A 17,058-nucleotide genomic window follows, 5' to 3' on the forward strand; every position below is an offset into this window, starting at 1 on the left:
GTTTGCCACCGCCACATCTCGGGCTTCCTCAACACTGCTTCAGGGCGCTCCCGTCATTTCGACGGAGTGCATGGGTCGAAACTGATCTCCGTGCAACTCTTCATTGTCACGGGTTCTGTACCCGAGGAGACTTGAGGCGACGGCATCCCACCCCGGGCCGCCCGCGGGGCCTCACAGTACCCTGTAGCGGCTTGGTGGATCGATGAGCTCCATGACCCCCCTCGAGAAGGCCGCTCAGCGGTCGCGCCATCTCTTACCCTTGGTGGCTATCGCACTGATTGGATGTCTCGCCGGATGCGAGTATGAGCCCGACGACGCCTCCCTCCCGTCCGCCAGCTTCCCGACTACGGAGGCTAGTACGGTTCTACCGCTGCCGGACGCCGGCGACATCGACGCCGGCACATACCTCGTCACCAGCTACACGGAGCCTTTCGAAATCACGGTCCCAGACGGCTGGTTGACCACCGACGGCGACGCACTGTCCAAGGAGGACCCAGATGACGCGGATGAAGGGGCAGTCTACGTGGCGTGGTGGCCTGCGGACTATGTACCGACGGACTCATGTGCGTGGCAGGGTGCGCTCGTCGAGGTCGATCCGTCGGCTGAGGCCTTCGTCGACGCCATGAGGGCGCAGACGTCAACGGCAAGCACCCCTCCCGTTGAGGTCGTGGTGGGCGACCACTCCGGCTTCGAGTTCGACCACTCCATCGAGGGTGATGTAGACATCACGGCTTGCGACCGCGGTAAATTCTGCATCCACTCAGGATTCTCAAACGAATGCTCACGCTGGTACTCGACTCAGAATGAACGCGAAACCTACCGGGTGGTCGACCTGAACGGCCAGCGCGCTGTGATCTGGGTGGCCCAATCCGACGAATCGATCAATCCGGAGCTTACGACAGAGGCACGCGCCGTCTTCGACTCGATCGAGTTCAAGTCCGACAAGTGACCAGCTAATGCGATAGGCGATCCCGCCCGTGGGCCCCGACTGCTTCTCTGAACCCACCCGGGCGTTCCCGTTGAAGGTTCGCAAGGTTGACCCGCTCGGCGCGGTCGGGGGGCTATCCGTCTCCTACGACAGCACGATCGCTAACCCAAAGCTTCTCGGAGCAGGCATTCTTTCCCGGCCCCTGGATCAGAATCGAGTTGAACTGAGGAACGTACCCGTTCGCTGGAACTGGCGAGCGATAAAGCCCAAGAGGACCGTCAGGGCCAGCAGGAGCAGGACCATCACCACATCGAGGACGGACGTGATTCCGCGGGACACGGCCTGCCCGCAGAGCAATGCGAGTGAACCGGGCGTTGTGAGCAGTTGTTTGGCCAGGCCCTCACGGATTTGAACGGCGGCCCCTCGGAGGACTGTTAGCTTCTCAGGGTCGGTCGGCTTACCAGTCAGGACCTGACGCCGGACGTGCTTCGCCTCATCAGCAGTAAGGCCTACCATGACACCCATTCGCCGGGGCTGGACCAATGGTCCGACTTTCTTATTTCCGTAAATGAGGCCGATGATCAAAAGAGCGATTCCGGCCAGTAGCAGGCCGAGGTGAATTCCGGACCGCAGGAGATTCTGTTCTGGCCCTGTCCACACGGCCGCAAGCACGAAACCAAGTACAAGTGCGACTGCAATGATCGAGGGGAAGACGACGAGGAAGTAGCGTCGGACGGCAGCCCCGATGCCCAGATCCGTCACGCCCTCTGCCCTCGCCGCAGCCTTGGCCCAACGGACCTCCGCCCCCGCATTTACATCACGCATGTGGACCCCCAACTCGCCGTCGTTTAGGCGCAATGATAAATACGCCATAGCCCGAGGTGCCTGAACCTAGCGCCGTTCAGTCGCGTATACCCCGCCGGAGAAAACGCCCGGTGAGCGTAGCCACGCGCTGCACCGAGTGCAGGCGTCACATACAGGTCGAGGAGGCTACCTACGGTCGCGTAGGGCGGTCCCGGCTTGGCAGGATGGGCAGGTGAGTGAAATTCAGCCAATCCATCCGGCCGACATCTCCTCCAGGGAAGCCGTCGCCGTCGCGGTGCCGCACCCATGGCGGCGCTACGTCGCCCTGGGGGATTCCTTCACCGAGGGCATCGGTGACCCAAGCCCCGATAGCATCGGCGGGAACCGGGGCTGGGCCGACCGGGTGGCCGAGGAGCTCGGCTGCGGCTGCAGCAGCTTTTCCTATGCGAACCTCGCGGTGCGCGGACGGCTGCTCCAGCAGGTCGTCGATCAGCAGGTCGGGCCCGCGCTGGCACTGAAGCCGGACCTCGTGAGCATTTCGGCCGGCGGCAACGACCTGCTGCGTCCCGGAGCGGATCCGGACCGGATGGCAGCCCGCCTCGACGCGGCTGTGCAGGACCTCGGCAGCGGCGGCGCGACGGTCGTGCTCTTCACCGGGCCGGACGTACGCGACACGGTCCTGGTGGGAATGCGCCTGAAGATGGCGGTCCTCAATGAAAACCTCCGGGTCATCGCCGCGCGGCACGACACCGTGATCGCCGATATGTGGGCGCTGCGGCAGCTTTCCGATCCGGGCATGTGGGCCGAGGACCGCCTTCACTTCTCGCCCCTAGGGCACCACACGGTGGCAATGATGGTCCTCGATACGCTCGCCGTGAACCACACCCTGGAACCGATGCATGCCAAGCCGCTTCCGCCGAAGACTTGGCGCATGGCCCGTACCGAGGATGCTGTCTGGGCCCGCGAGTACTTGGTGCCGTGGGTGCTGCGGCGGCTGCACAACCGCTCCGCGGGCGACGGGATCACCCCCAAGCGCCCGGAGGCGACGACGATCTTCGGTCCATGCATGCCCCCTGGTGCAGGAATTTAGAAGGACAGGAGAGCGGAATTGCATCCAGGCGGTGCATCTGCCGCGTTTCAGAAACACCGGCGGTTGTTTGCAGGAGTGAAGTCCGACTCAATCATGGGCACGAATCTGCGGCGAATGTTGCCCGTCTGATTGGAGGATTGTTGCAGCCTCGAAGCCCTCCAGTTGAGCAGCACCAGTCAACCCGGAAGGGCTGGTCCCTTTGATGGATCCCTTATGGATCATGGCGATGGTCAGAAGCACTAACTGGTACGAGTCCCGCAAGTGGATCCCTCAACGGACACTTTTGCGGGCGGGTTCAACGTGGCAGGGAGCGGCACGGGAGGCGGGCTACTATCGATCATGGGGAAATGGGGGACAATCCTGCACGCCAAACTTCCCGTGATCCGCGCCGCGGGTAGCGGTGGAAGGGGCAGGAGATGATTGTTCGTGGTGTCGTTTTCCTGAATCAGGTGCTGAGAGCGGTGATCCTGGTGGCGGGTGTCGCGGGCACTGTGGTGACCATCGTCGAGTTCATCAAATTCGTACACGCAGCTCCGCTGCCGGGACTTCTCCCCGGCGCCTCCGGCCCCGGAAACTTCATCGCCGTGGCTGGCGGCCTGACGATTGCGTTTTTCGCGGCCCTCCAATTCTTTCTGGTGCGGCGCGGCCATCGATGGGCTTACGGGTTCAGTGTTCCGATCTGGATCATCATCTGGCAGATGGCCCGCCGGTTACCCTTTTCTTCACCCGGCTCGTCCCGGGGTGGTACCCGGCAATGATCCGGGACAGGGCCGATGAGATTCTGGTGAACCTGGTGTGTGTTGCCGGTGTGGGGCTGGCAGCAGCAGGCTTTTTCTCGGCGCGATCCCTCACGCACGACACAACGACAAGACCGGGGAGCTCCGGGGCGTGACGGCGGTTCGGTGCCGCTGCCGGCCGGGTCTTGTTTGCCACGACGGCGCCATAGACGTGGTAAATACTGCAACCGCGTCAGAGACACTACGAGGATAATTCCAGGCGGCCCGTGACAACGGAAGGATGCCTGAAACATTCTCCCTATCGTCCCGATACTGCTCGCGCCTAGGGGCGATTGCCATAGCTACCGGGCCAGCGGTCATCGTCCGCTGAAGGATCACTCAGCGGGCGCGCCCGGTGGCATCTCGATCAGAACCAATCAGCCGCTGGTTGAGGTAATGAATGTGAAGGCATAGATCAACAGGGTCAGGTTCCCGAGGACGAAGAGAGTGCGGTAGGGCCAACGCGTGCGGCGTATATCTGACGGCGCAACTGAACGCTTCCCCTCCATAGACGGCGCGACGAAGCGCCACGCAGGGAGTTGAACGGGATACACGAGCAAAGCCGTAGTCACTAGGACTACCGTCGCATAAGCCAACCACGGCTGACCCTTGAAGGCGGTGACAACGGGAAGGACTGCGGCAAGAGGGATGGAAATGAAATTCAGGCTGAGCTGAACCCTGACGAAGAACCGGTCGAGTCCGTTTCCTTCTTGTACCGCCGGGAAGTTGGAACGACCTCCCACGAGTCCCGAATAGGCAACCAGAAGGCAAGCAGCGATCAGCAGTATGTTTTCCATCGGCACGACCTTCGCATCACTACCACTCGCAGTCCGCCCCTGTCTTTGTGGCGCCCGTGTGCCGATCCCTCAGCGGGCGCTTTTGCTGGTGGGCCTAACGCGGCAGGGGAGCGTGTTCCTCGGCTTACCGTCTCCGTGCCAGACGAAAATATACTACTGACCAAAACAAGGTGATCCCGACGCCTGTCGAGAACAATGCCCAGGCCAGATTGAAGGCGGTACCTGTCAGCGATTCACCCTGAATGAATGCGCCCAAGAACATGCCGAAGCCGATGAGGGACATTGCCCCAGCGGTTATCTGCCCCTTAACGGCGTTCCGTTTACTGAAGAGCGGGCCCGAATTTTTCATCCCCCAAACTAGCGCGGCCTGCACGGTAATGCACCCACCCGTTTACTGATTCTGCTCCGACGCTGCGCCTGCCTTAGAGCGCGTTCGAGGTACGTATACCCCGCACGCTGAAATGCACGATGAGGGGGCGCTAGCAGCAACGCGTATTCGACAGGTCCTCGACTGGACCCTGTGCCTCCTTCACCAAATTGGTGAGGTGTAAATAAGCGACAGATTGAGCACCGGTAGGTATTGCTGCGCCTCAAGCGGATTGTTAGTGCGGCAGAAACCGTGTGTGGAAGCGTCGCCGCTGTCTTAGTGAGTTGAGGTGGGCTTTGCCGCTCGTCCCGAAGTGGTGCACCAAGTACGACCAGTGCACCACTTCCTGCGTCAGGTGAGGGAAACGACTTCGTAGGTATGGCCTGCTGCGCGCAGCCGCTCAACCAGGACGTCGCCGAGGGCGGTCGCTGGGGTCAGCGATCCTGCGGCGGGCTGCAGGCGGTCGCCGTCGAGGGCAAGTGAGAGCGCTGTCTCACCGGCCATCACGGCGGTGGCGGCGTATCCCGGGTCGCCGGGCCCCTCTGCGAGGGCCCGGTACCGCCTGCCGCTCTCGGTGGAAGCAGTCACCTGGGAACGGAACCAGCCTGAGCGCCGCGCGGCCTCGCTCGGGCCCTCACCGGGCGACGGAATGACGGGGTCCAGTAGTTTCCTCGTGAGAGGCAGGGCCAGTGCGGCTCCGAACACCCGTAGGCCGAGCGCCGTCGCTCCGGCGGTGACGGCACCGGCGGGCCCCCGCCCCATACCCATCACCTCGCCGTACCGCAGGGACCGGCCGTAGGCCCAACCCTGCAGGGCGTTGCTGCGACGCACGATCCGCGTGTTCGCCGACGCCATGATGAAGGGCGCGGTTCGCAGGCCGTCCTCCGCACGGCCGACCCACCCCAGGTCCGCCGGTTGCCGGGTCGAGGGTTCCGCCGTCCGGTCCGGACTGAGGGAGTAGGGATCGCCCGCGAGCGATCGCAGCACCGGGTCCGACCGTATGCCGTCGAGCTGCCCACGCATCGACTCGATGGTGCCGCCGCTGAAGCCACCCTTGGCCCTGGCGACGAGCTGCACCTCGGTCAGTCCGCCCGCGCCGTCGGCCTCCGCGGCCTGGTGTAGGAGCAGCACTGCGAGGTCTGACGGGACGGAGTCGTAGCCGCAGGCATGGACGATCCGTGCACCGGTAGTCCTTGCCAGGGCGTCGCAACGGTCGATGGCTTCACGCACGAAGGACACCTCGCCCGTCAGGTCCCCGTAGTGGGTGCCGGCGCGGGCACACGCCTCGACGACGGGCAGTCCGTACTTCGCGTAGGGGCCCACGGTGGTGAAGAGAACTCTGGTGCCCGCAGCCAGCGCAGCAAGCGAGTCAGGGTGATCCGAGTTGGCCTCGATGAGGGCCCAGTCGTGTGCGGCGACGGGCAGCCTGGACCGTACGGCCTCGAGCTTCGCTCTCGACCTCCCGGCGAGCCCCACGCGCCGGTCCGGCGGAGCGTGGTCCGCAAGATATCCGGCGATCAGTTCACCGACGAAGCCGGTCGCACCGAAGAGGACGAGGTCGTGGTCGCGCGCTGGGGCCTTCATGGCAGCAGTCTTCCACGGCAGCGGCCGGTCCGGCGCCGGGAAGTGCCTACCTCTCTTGTAGCTGAAGCGCCTCGTCACCCTGAAACTAGATTCCAGATCATCACGGGACCGCGAGGGCCGATGCCCTGATCAATCATCAACTCCTCAGGTGTTGCGTCAAGTACACCTGATGCAACAGTCGATCAGCCCTCGACTTACCCGGCTTTAGGGTCCGATTACCGTTTCTGCAACACGAGAACGCGAGGGTCTAGACGCGATGCAACGCCGGCCTCCCGGGTCGTTCCGCTGAGGATCCTTTGATGAACGCTCCACGTGGAAGGTTGTAGGGGCGATGCGACAGAACCTTTGGGAGGTCCTGGTCCCGTGGCGCGGACCTGGGCCTCCTAGGGGATGACGCGGGCATGCTCTTCGAACCAGGGGGACTCGTAAGGGACAACACCGAACAGCAGCCCGGCGGGATCTTTCAACACGACCCATGCCCGCCCTTCGCCAACGATTTCTGCACCCAACGTGACCAGGCGCTGAATCTCGGCATCCACATCGTCGGTCTCAATATCGAGATGTAACCGAGCGGCTGCGGCTCCCACATTCTGAAGACCGACCCAGGACATTGCAGCGGTGCCGGCGAGGCCTTGGCTGTACGTAACCCGATTCTTCACTGCTCCTATCGGCACGTGCGGTAGCCACTCGATGGCCGCTGAAGAAGATGGAGCTCGTTTGACCCGTGCGGCAAGGATGCTCGGAAAGGTACGACTTGCGTGTGTTCAACAGGGCTTCCGACTGCCGATCAGCTGTGTCGCCAAAGTTTTCTGTGACGTCTGCACAGGTTTTGTTCAGACCTAGATGGTTGTCGTCAGCGGGGGGTGACCGTTTAGCCTTCCGGGTTATTCAGGAGGGCCAGTTGGATAAGACCACCTTCCCGGTGACGGTAGAGCTCTCGAGGAGCTCATGGGCGCGCCGAAGTCCTTCGGCGTTGATGGGTTCGATGTGTGTTGTCAGGGTTGAACGGATGCGTCCGGCGTCAACCAGCCCGGAGAACTCGTTGAGTAGCTGATGCTGGTAGTAGTCGTGAGGTTCGAACAGAGGACGGGTGAACATCAGCTCCCAGTGCCAGGTGATGCTCTTGCTCTTCAGTGCGTCGATGCTGCCGCCGGACTGATCGATGGATACGACCTGCCCGCGAGGTTTGAGCACATCAGCGATGGCATCCAGGTTCGTTGGAGTGAAGGAGGTGAAGACGTAGTCCACTCCATCGGGTGCCAGCCGTTTGACGTCGCCGGCGAAGTCGCGCGGGACTACCTCGTCGGCGCCCATACGTTGAACCCATTCCGAAGACTCAGGTCTGGAAGCCACGGCGATGACCTTCAGGTTTGTGAGGGCTTTGGCCAGTTGGATGATCAACGATCCGACGCCCCCCGCGGCGCCGATCACAAGGAGAGTCCCTGAGTCCGACGGAGCGATTTTCAGCTTATCGAACAGCGCTTCCCACGCGGTGATGGCAGTCAACGGCAGCGCTGCTGCATCAGCGTCGCTGAGTGACTGGGGTTTGCGTCCGACGATGTTTTCCCGCACCAGGTGGTATTGGGCGTTTGTTCCGGATCGGCCGATGGATCCTGCGTAGTAGACCTCGTCGCCGATAGCGAACCTGGTGACGTCACGGCCGACAGCAACGACGGTTCCTACAGCGTCGTAACCAATCACCCGGGGAGTCTCAAGAGACGGCGAGCCTTTCCGGACCTTCGTGTCGACGGGATCCACCGACACGGCACGGACCTCTACGAGCAGGTCGAAACCGGTGGCTTCCGGCACGGGCAACTCGAGATCCCGGAGGCTGTTGGGTGAGGAAATGGGCAGTCCGGTGTCGAAGCCGACGGCTTTCATAGTCTTCATGCCTTCAGGGTACTGATCGAACCGTACCTACCCGCAAGGTCTCCTGGTATCCTGACCTGCCGCGGGTTCACCGGCACGACGACGGCCCGCCGGACCACTACTAACGGGTCCGCGGTCGCGAAGCAACCTTTGATGCCCACGCAGCCGATCCTCCTCGGGCATATCGTGTTTCTCAAATTTCGGCGGTGGCGGAGATAAACTCCGGCTATGGATCCCACACCTGTGGTGGAAATTGAGCGGAAGTACGACGTCGGGGACGGGACCGCGGTTCCGGCTTTGGAGCACCTGCCCGGCGTTGCCCGCGTGGACCCGCCGGCGGAGCACCGGCTTGAGGCCACGTACTTCGACACCGCGGACCTGCTCCTGGCATCGCTGCGCATCACGTTGCGGCGGCGGACCGGCGGCGGCGACGCAGGATGGCATTTGAAGCTTCCCTTGGACGCGGATGAACGGTGTGAGTACCGCGAGCCGTTGGGAGAGGAGGCCGACGGCGTCCCAGAACCGCTGCTGCGGTTGATCCGTGTCCACAGCAGGGACGCTGCCCTGGTTCCGGTGGTGCGGCTGCGGACCCGGCGCACCGTTCACCTCCTCCGCGGCGAGAGCGACGGTGTCCTGGCCGAGTTCAGTGATGACCGGGTCAAGGCGAAGGTCCTCGCCCCGAAAGGATCCGAACTGCATTGGCGGGAGTGGGAGTTCGAACTCGTCGACGGATCCCGGGAACTGCTCGATGCCGGGCAGGAGCTCCTTGCGGCCGCCGGCGTCCGGCCGGCCGGACACGGTTCCAAGCTGGCACGTGCACTAGGCGCCCGCCTGAACCCCGGCACCGCGGCATTGCCCCCTTCCAAGCGCAAGGCTTCCGCCGCCGACGTCCTGCTTGCCTGCCTCCGGGAGCAGGTCCAGGCGCTGAAGGATCAGGACCCCCGGGTGCGGTTGGACGCCCCCGCCGCGGTCCACGGAATGCGGGTCGCCACCCGGCGCATACGCTCAGTGCTGGCGACCTACCGCGGACTGCTGGCCGACGCCGACGCGGTGAATCTCCTGCGCCAGGAGTTGAAGTGGCTGGCCGGTGTTCTCGGCGAAGCCCGGGACGCCGAAGTCATGCATGAACGGCTCAAGGACCTGGTCGCCGCGGAGCCCGTCGAACTGGTCATGGGTCCCGTCATTCGCAGGATCGATCTGCAGCTCGGAGCCGATTACGAAAATGCACATACAGACGTGGTCAATGCACTGGACGGGCAACGGTACTTCCGTCTGCTTGACGCGCTCGAAGCCCTGCTTGCCGCCCCGGCCCTGACGCCGCTGGCTTCCGGACGCGCGCACAAGGTGATTCCAAAACTGGTCAGACGCGACGTGAAACGGCTGCGCAAGGCAGCCCGGGAGGCAGTGAGACATACCGCAGGAACCGGAGACGATCCGGCCCTGCACGAAGCACGCAAGGACGCCAAGCGCCTGCGCTATGCCGCCGAAGCAGCAGCACCGATCAACCCGGCGCAGGCCGCCCAACTGGCCGACGCCGCCCACGGCGTGCAGAAAATCCTCGGCGACCACCAAGACAGTGTTGTCACCCGCGAGCTGCTGCGCCGGCTCGGCGCCGAAGCGTTCCTGCACGGCGAGAACGGCTTCACCTTCGGCCGCCTCCATGCCCTTGAGCAATCCCGCCCTGGAGGCCGAGGCCCGATTCCACCGCGAATGGAAGAACTTCCGTACCCCGCCACTGAATAAATAGCGGTCATTGAAGAAGGAACGCCTCGGAACTGCACCGGAGCTGCGCCACAATAATGCAGGCGGGGGACGCGCCCGGGCGGCGATTAGCCGACCGGGCCAGTCCTCGGACAGAATGGGACCGTGAGAGCCCTCCGTCCGCAGCTGGCCCGCGCTGCCCATGCGGCTCCGCCACGCACCCTCGTCCATGTGCTGAGGGAAACCGCAGAACGGTTTCCTGACTCATCCGCCCTGGATGACGGAGATACGTCGCTCAGTTATGCGGAGCTCCTCGCCGAGGTGAAGCGGCATGCCAGGGCACTGCACGAGGCCGGTATCGGTGCCGGAGACAAGGTCGGCGTCCGAATCCCGTCCGGCACAAATGAGCTGTACGTGGCGATCCTGGCCATTCTGTATGTCGGTGCGGCCTACGTTCCGGTCGACGCCGAGGATCCGGACGATCGTGCCCGCCTGGTGTTCGAGGAGGCAGGGGTAGCCGGGATCGTGCGCGCAGGCGAGATCATCACTGCCCCGGACCGTCTCCGGCCCTTTTCCGCGCCCCGCGAGGCAACCCCGGACGATGACGCGTGGGTGATTTTCACGTCCGGATCCACCGGCACCCCGAAGGGGGTGGCGGTCACTCACCGCTCCGCGTCGGCCTTCGTGGACGCCGAAGCGCGCCTGTTCCTGCAGGAGGAACCCGTGAACACCTCCGACAGGGTACTGGCCGGGTTGTCCGTGGCGTTTGATGCGTCGTGCGAGGAAATGTGGCTGGCCTGGCGCAATGGAGCCTGCCTTGTCCCGGCGCCGCGGTCCCTGGTCCGGACGGGTATGGACCTGGGGCCGTGGCTGATCACCAACGGCATCACCATCGTCTCGACTGTTCCCACCCTTGCCGGGCTCTGGCCGCCCGAGTCGCTTGAAGCGGTCCGCTTGCTGATCTTCGGCGGCGAGGCCTGCCCGCCGGACCTGGCCGCCCGCCTCGCGGTGGAGGAGCGCGAGGTCTGGAACACCTACGGGCCCACCGAGGCGACCGTGGTGGCGTGCGCGGCCCGGATGGACGGGGCGGGACCGGTGAGGATCGGGCTGCCCCTGGACGGCTGGGACCTCGCGGTGGTGGACCCGGACGGGATCCCCGTGGCGGAGGGGGAGAGCGGGGAACTGATCATCGGAGGCGTGGGCCTGGCGAGGTACCTCGATGCAGCAAAGGACGCGGAGAAATACGCGCCCATGGCCACCCTGGGTTGGACCCGGGCGTACCGGAGCGGTGACCTGGTCCGCTACGAAAACGAAGGCCTTGTCTTCCTCGGGCGCGCTGACGACCAGGTCAAACTCGGCGGGCGCCGGATCGAACTGGGCGAAATTGACGCCGCCCTCCAGTCCCTGCCAGGCATCCACGGGGCGGCGGCCGCGGTGCAGACCACGGCCGCTGGAAACCAGGTCCTCATCGGCTATCTAGCGCCGGCCCCGGGCACCGCGCCGGATCTGGGCCGTGCGCGGGAACTGCTGGCGGATCTGCTGCCGGCGGCGCTGATCCCCCTGCTGACCGCCGTTGAATCCCTTCCAGTCAAGACCAGCGGAAAGGTCGACCGGGACGCCCTGCCCTGGCCGCTAAACTCGACCCCCTCCGAGGACTCCGGTCCGGGCCTGAACCTGGATCAGCGGACAGCATGGATCGCGCAGCAATGGGCTGACATTCTGGGCTCGGCGCCGGAAAGCCTGGATGCCGACTTCTTCGCCCACGGCGGCGCGAGCCTGGCCGCGGCCAGGCTCGTCTCGGCCCTGCGAGTGCGCTACCCGACCATCACGGTCGCGGACATCTACGCACGCCCCCGGCTCGGCGCCCTCGCGGAACTGGCCCGCCTGTCCGACCCGGAGGGCGGTGACGAAGCGGCCGCCGGGGCGGAACGCACCGTCAAGCCCACCGCGGTGAAGTTCCAAATATTCCAGATCCTGGCCGGAATACCACTGCAGCTGTTGGTATCCATGCGGTGGCTGACGTACCTGATGGCCATCAACAACCTCCTCGCGTCCTCGGGGGCGCTGCGGCTGGCCCCCGTGGTGTCCTGGTGGTGGGTGCTTGCCTCCTGGGCCGTCTTCGTGAGCCCGTGGGGACGAATGGCCGTCTCGGCCGGGGTGGCCCGGGTCCTGCTGCGCGGCGTCACGCCGGGCAGTTATCCGCGTTCCGGGAAGGTCCACCTGAGGCTATGGCTGGCCGAGCAGATCTCGGACCTTTCCGGCGCAGTCAGCCTTGGCGGAGCGCCCTGGATCCCTTACTACGCGCGTGCGCTGGGGGTGAAGATCGGCAAGGACGTCGACCTGCATTCCGTGCCTCCCGTGACCGGGATGCTGAGCCTGGGTGCTGGATGTTCGATCGAGCCCGAAGTGGACCTCTCCGGGTGGTGGATCGACGGAGACCTGGTGCACATCGGGGACATCCGGGTCGGTCCGGGCGCCACCGTAGGCTCCCGCAGCACCCTGATGCCCGGCACAAGGATCGGAGCCGGCGCGGAGGTTGCCCCCGGCTCGGCGGTCACCGGCAAGGTCAAGGCCGACCAGCGGTTTGCCGGTTCACCGGCACGACGCCTCGGCAAAGCACAGCACGACTGGCCCGACCCGCCGCCGGGACGGCCCGGTACGCGGTTCTGGTTCCCCGCCTACGCCCTCGCATCGGCACTGCTGGCCACCGTGCCCTATCTATCCGCCGCTGCAGGAGCCGTGTTCGTGGCCGGTGCCATCGAAGGCCAGGACTCGCTCTGGTCCTCCTGGCCCGTGCTGCTGTGGGCGGTTCCGGTGGCGGCACTCATCTGGTTCCTCTTCAACATGATCCTCATCGCAGCCATTGTCCGGCTGCTTGGGCGCAACCTTGCTCCTGGCCACTACCGCGTCCGCAGCCTCACCGGTTGGCGGGTCTGGGCCACCGAACGCCTCCTGGACCTCGCACGGGACCTGCTCTTTCCGCTCTACGCCAGCCTGTTCACCCCGGTCTGGCTGCGGCTCCTTGGAGCCACGGTGGGCCGGAACGTTGAAGCATCAACCGTGCTCCTCCTGCCGTCCATGACGACGGTTGGAGACGGGGCGTTCCTGGCCGATGACACCATGATCGCCTCCTATGAACTCGGCGGCGGCTGGATGAAGATCGGCCCGGCCAGGATCGGGAAACGGGCCTTCCTCGGCAATTCCGGCATGACCGGGGCCGGGCGCAATGTCCCGAAAAACTCCCTTGTCGCCGTCCTGTCCGCGACACCGGTCAAAGCCAAGTCCGGGACATCCTGGCTGGGCAGCCCGCCGGTTCGGCTACGCCGGGCGCGGATGGACATGGACCAGAGCCTCACCTTCAACCCTTCGCTTCGGCTGAAAATCTACCGCTCCTGCTGGGAGCTGGGCCGGGCGGTCCCGGTCATCCTGACCACCGCCATCGCCGCCGGCATCCTCGCCGTCCTTGACCTGATCGCTGCGTCGAACGGGTACCTTGCCGCGGCGCTGCTCGGAACCGTGGTGATCCTGGGCGCCGGCGGTGTCGCCGCGGGAAGTTCCGTCGCGGCGAAATGGCTTCTGGTGGGCCGGATCCGCCCGGGAGAACATCCGCTGTGGAGTTCGTTCATCTGGCGCAACGAGGTCGTAGACACCTTCGTCGAGATGGTCACCGCACCCTGGTTCGCCCGGGCCGCCGCCGGCACCCCGGCCCTGGTGTGGTGGCTTCGAGCACTCGGTGCCCGGATCGGGCCGGGTGCCTGGTGTGAAAGCTATTGGCTCCCGGAAGCGGACCTGGTCAGCCTGGGCGCGAACTCGACGGTCAACCGCGGGTGCGTCATCCAGACCCACCTTTTCCACGACCGGGTCATGAGTATTGACACCGTCACCCTCGACCACGGTGCCACCATGGGCCCGCACGGGGTGATCCTGCCCGCCGCCCGGATAGGCGCCGGGGCCACCGTCGGCCCGGCTTCCCTAGTCATGCGCGGCGAAACCGTTCCTGCCGGAAGTTACTGGATCGGCAACCCCGTCAGCCCCTGGACCGCCCCGCCGGGCTCAGAACCACCCACCACCCCTGCCTCGAAAGTCCTGGCACGGTGACCCTCGACCGCCAGCCCGCGCCCACTGAAGGAACCACGAGCATGCCAGCCACCGCTGCCCACGGTCCTGCCGATTCCTACACGCCCGGCCACGGAAGCCTGGACTACCGGGTCTCCCGCTATGAGCTGAACCTTGACTACCGGGTCAGTTCCAACCGGCTCGCCGGCCGCGCCACCATCACGGCACGGGCGTCCATCACACTCGCCACGGTTGTCCTGAACCTCGCCGGGCTCCGCGTGCAGAAGGTCCAGCTCGCCGGGCAGCGCGTGAAACGGTTCGTCCAGCGCGGCACTCAGCTGATCATCACCCCGGAGCGGCCCCTGCCCGCCGGCACCTGGTTCAGCCTCGATATCCGCTACGGCGGTACCCCTGCACCCCTGCTCGGAAACTGGGGCGAGGTCGGTTGGGAAGAACTTACCGACGGGGTCCTGGTGGCCGGGCAACCCACCGGTGCGGCATCTTGGTTCCCCTGCAACGATCATCCGGGCCAGAAGGCCAGCTTCGGATACACCATCACCACCGATGCCAACTACCGGGTTATCTGCAACGGCGTCCTGGTCTCCCACTCCACCAGAGCCAGCCGAGAAACCTGGGTTTTCGACCAGCCGGAACCCATGGCCACTTACCTCGCGACCGTGCAGATCGGCCGCTATGATCTGCGGACCCTGATGTTCCCCGCCGACGCGACGGACCACCGGGCAGGCCGGCGGGACGGGCACCGGCCTGTTCCTCAGTACCTGGGCGCCCCACCGGCCCTGATGGCCAAAGCCCAAACCGCGCTGGCGCGCCAGGGGGAGATGATGGAAACCTTCCAGACCTTTTTTGGGCCCTACCCGTTCCCCGCCTACACCGTCGTCGTGGCCGGCGACGAACTCGAGATCCCGCTCGAAGCCCAGTCCCTGTCCGTCCTTGGGCCCAACCACCTAACCCAGGACTGGGAGTCCCAGCGCCTCATCGCCCATGAACTGGCCCACCAATGGTTCGGGAACTCACTGACCGCCACCACATGGGCCGACATCTGGCTTCACGAAGGATTCGCCTGCTACGCGGAGTGGCTTTGGTCCGAGGCGTCCGGGAACTCCACCGCAGCAGACCGGGCCGGGGCCGCGTGGCGTGGGCTGTCGGTGAGCCCGCAGGACCTCATGGTGGGCGACCCGGGGCCCGAGAGCATGTTCGATGACCGGGTTTACAAACGAGGCGCCCTCGCGGTCCACGCCCTCCGCCGGGCCGCCGGGGACGGGCCGTTCTTCAGTCTCCTCCGAGCCTGGACCGAGGAACACCGCTTCGGATCAGTAACGACCAGCGACCTGTGCGCCACCGCCGACCGGATCTGCGGTGCCGTCCCGGGCTTCGATGCCCGCACCATCCTCACTCCCTGGCTATACCGGCTGCCGCTGCCCGCACTTTAGAGCGCTCATCCCCGTACGCTCCGGTCCGAATCCATCCCAGGACCCCTGCGGGGGAACCCGCCGTGAGGCCAGGACGTTCCAACGACCGCAGCCAAGTGCCGGACCCCGCGCCGCAGGCCGCCACCGGTAATAGCCGGCGTCACTGGATGGTAACCGCCGTTCCGATATGGCCGCGGCCCAGCGCTCCGAAACTCGACCATCGCCCGGGGAAAGTATTGATCCGCCTTCCCCTCACCACCGGACCCGGAACCCGAAGAGCTGCGGTGAAGGTGAACTCATCGGGCTGCAGTGTTATTGCGCAGTCGGTGAAATCGAGCCATTGTCCGGTCAGAGGGAACCATGCCTTGAACACGCTCTCCTTCGCGCTGAAGAGGAGCCTGTCCCAGGCAATGGCCGGACGTGAGACCGAGAGGGAGGCGATCGCTCTTCTCTCTTCCTCACGGGCTATCACCCCCAGCACGCCGTCGGGCAAAGGCATGTGTGGTTCGGCGTCAATTCCGACAGAGGCGACGGAAGGGACGCGGCCGACAGCCGCGGCCCGGTACCCCTCACAGTGGGTCATGCTCCCCACCACGCCGGCCGGCCAGAGCGGTGCACGCTGCACCCCCGGCACAAGAGGGCCGGGCTCAATGCCGAGCCGCGAGAGAGCCCGGCGGGCGCAGAGCCGAACCGTCGCAAATTCTCGGCGCCGCTCATCCAGGGCATTTTCGAGAACCGCTTCCTCCTCCGGATAGAGCTCCACCGCGGATGCATCGGTGAAGGCCTCCTCGGCCATAACATCGGCCGGGACGAGGTTCGGGATCAGGGATGACGTCGGTGAAGCCTCAGCCACAACCGCCGGCCCGCCGCAGATCGGTGGATGAGCCACGGGACCTGTTAGCCACCGCCCGTTCGTTCCCACGGTTAATGGCCCAACGGGACATCACCGGCCCCCAGACCGAGACCGGACCGGGCTGGGACGCTGCCCGGTTGCACGATGTCCGTGCACTGTGTGCACGCCCACCAGTACGGCCCGGCGTTCGCCAAGGATAGTCATCGCGTCCGCGATCGAGCACCGGTCAGCCATGGACATCAACCCTACCGGGAGGTTCTGGCCAGACTCTGTATGACCCGGCCCATGACCTTGACGCGGTATGGGCGCGCACCCTGTCAATCTCGGGAGCGGATGTCAGGAAAGGCCCCTGATGGGGGAGAGGTGGGAATGTGGACAGTGTCCACGCTTTGGGTCGGACTGGGCCGTACCGGTGCCGGACTGGGCCCGCGGCTGCAGACGTACAGGACGCGGCGACGTGGAATCCGGGGGCGTCCCTCAGACCCTGTCATTTGGCGATAAGCCGATCCCTGCTCCGTCTGGCCAGGACTCTGCAAAGAATTGGGGTTCGGGGGTTGAGGCGGGTTCCGCGACCCGCGCTGACCTGACCGGCCGGAGCCTGCGAGGGACGGGCGGGGGAATGGGTCTCAGGATGTCAGCGGCAGATTGCGGAGCGCGAGTTCAGCGACGTCTTTGAGATCGGAGCGCGGGACCCCGCCGGCTGCCTGCACGGCGATGCCATTGACAACCGTCATGAGGTACCGCGCGAGAAGATGTGGGTCGGCATGTGGTGGCAGGTCTCCGAGAGCCACCGCTTGTTCGAA

The 17,058-nt window shown here is 65.3% G+C and carries 12 protein-coding genes; 6 read left to right on the plus strand and 6 right to left on the minus strand.

Translation table 11 applies throughout. The annotated features are described in order from the left end of the window. Window positions 1–211: 211 nt before the first annotated feature. Complete coding sequence (locus I6N91_RS15965; RefSeq protein WP_374058958.1) at window positions 212–949, plus strand: hypothetical protein; 738 nt, start codon at window positions 212–214, stop codon at window positions 947–949. Window positions 950–1,135: 186 nt separating this feature from the next. On the opposite strand, the gene I6N91_RS15970 is transcribed toward I6N91_RS15965, so the two are convergent. Further along, window positions 1,136–1,753, minus strand: a complete 618-nt coding sequence (locus tag I6N91_RS15970) for a hypothetical protein (protein ID WP_198814194.1) — start codon at window positions 1,751–1,753, stop codon at window positions 1,136–1,138. A 220-nt stretch (window positions 1,754–1,973) separates the two neighbouring features. On the opposite strand from I6N91_RS15970, the gene I6N91_RS15975 reads away from it, so the two are divergent. Then, window positions 1,974–2,822, plus strand: coding sequence for an SGNH/GDSL hydrolase family protein (locus I6N91_RS15975; RefSeq protein WP_307843396.1), 849 nt, complete (start codon window positions 1,974–1,976; stop codon window positions 2,820–2,822). Between the two features lie 416 nt (window positions 2,823–3,238). Continuing rightward, the gene (locus I6N91_RS15980; RefSeq protein ID WP_198814196.1) at window positions 3,239–3,580 is read left to right on the plus strand and encodes a hypothetical protein; all 342 of its coding nucleotides are present in this window, start codon (window positions 3,239–3,241) and stop codon (window positions 3,578–3,580) included. A gap of 395 nt (window positions 3,581–3,975) precedes the next feature. Here I6N91_RS15980 and I6N91_RS15985 read toward each other — a convergent pair whose 3' ends face one another. The 4 genes from I6N91_RS15985 to I6N91_RS16000 all read right to left on the minus strand — a co-directional run bounded on the left by I6N91_RS15985 (window position 3,976) and on the right by I6N91_RS16000 (window position 8,236). Continuing rightward, window positions 3,976–4,395 (minus strand): hypothetical protein, encoded by a 420-nt coding sequence (locus I6N91_RS15985; RefSeq protein ID WP_198814198.1) that lies wholly within the window; start codon window positions 4,393–4,395, stop codon window positions 3,976–3,978. A 718-nt stretch (window positions 4,396–5,113) separates the two neighbouring features. Then, window positions 5,114–6,346 carry a trans-acting enoyl reductase family protein gene (locus I6N91_RS15990; protein ID WP_198814200.1) on the minus strand — a complete coding sequence of 411 codons (1,233 nt, stop codon included), beginning with the start codon at window positions 6,344–6,346 and terminating at the stop codon, window positions 5,114–5,116. A 383-nt stretch (window positions 6,347–6,729) separates the two neighbouring features. Beyond that, the gene (locus tag I6N91_RS15995; RefSeq protein ID WP_198814202.1) at window positions 6,730–7,005 is read right to left on the minus strand and encodes a VOC family protein; all 276 of its coding nucleotides are present in this window, start codon (window positions 7,003–7,005) and stop codon (window positions 6,730–6,732) included. Window positions 7,006–7,234: 229 nt separating this feature from the next. Next, window positions 7,235–8,236, minus strand: a complete 1,002-nt coding sequence (locus I6N91_RS16000) for a zinc-binding alcohol dehydrogenase family protein (protein ID WP_233091950.1) — start codon at window positions 8,234–8,236, stop codon at window positions 7,235–7,237. A gap of 207 nt (window positions 8,237–8,443) precedes the next feature. Between I6N91_RS16000 and I6N91_RS16005 the strand changes: the two genes are divergently transcribed. From I6N91_RS16005 to I6N91_RS16015, 3 genes are all read left to right on the plus strand, one after another. After that, complete coding sequence (locus tag I6N91_RS16005) at window positions 8,444–9,958, plus strand: CYTH and CHAD domain-containing protein (protein ID WP_198814204.1); 1,515 nt, start codon at window positions 8,444–8,446, stop codon at window positions 9,956–9,958. 123 nt (window positions 9,959–10,081) lie between these two features. Further along, window positions 10,082–14,014 carry a Pls/PosA family non-ribosomal peptide synthetase gene (locus I6N91_RS16010; protein ID WP_198814206.1) on the plus strand — a complete coding sequence of 1,311 codons (3,933 nt, stop codon included), beginning with the start codon at window positions 10,082–10,084 and terminating at the stop codon, window positions 14,012–14,014. A 41-nt stretch (window positions 14,015–14,055) separates the two neighbouring features. Next, window positions 14,056–15,423 carry a M1 family metallopeptidase gene (locus I6N91_RS16015; protein ID WP_198814208.1) on the plus strand — a complete coding sequence of 456 codons (1,368 nt, stop codon included), beginning with the start codon at window positions 14,056–14,058 and terminating at the stop codon, window positions 15,421–15,423. A 139-nt stretch (window positions 15,424–15,562) separates the two neighbouring features. On the opposite strand, the gene I6N91_RS16020 is transcribed toward I6N91_RS16015, so the two are convergent. Continuing rightward, window positions 15,563–16,255 carry a 4'-phosphopantetheinyl transferase superfamily protein gene (locus I6N91_RS16020; RefSeq protein ID WP_198814210.1) on the minus strand — a complete coding sequence of 231 codons (693 nt, stop codon included), beginning with the start codon at window positions 16,253–16,255 and terminating at the stop codon, window positions 15,563–15,565. Window positions 16,256–17,058 lie beyond the last annotated feature (803 nt).

Source organism: Arthrobacter sp. MSA 4-2 (genome assembly GCF_016405885.1).
Lineage (GTDB): Bacteria > Actinomycetota > Actinomycetes > Actinomycetales > Micrococcaceae > Arthrobacter_D.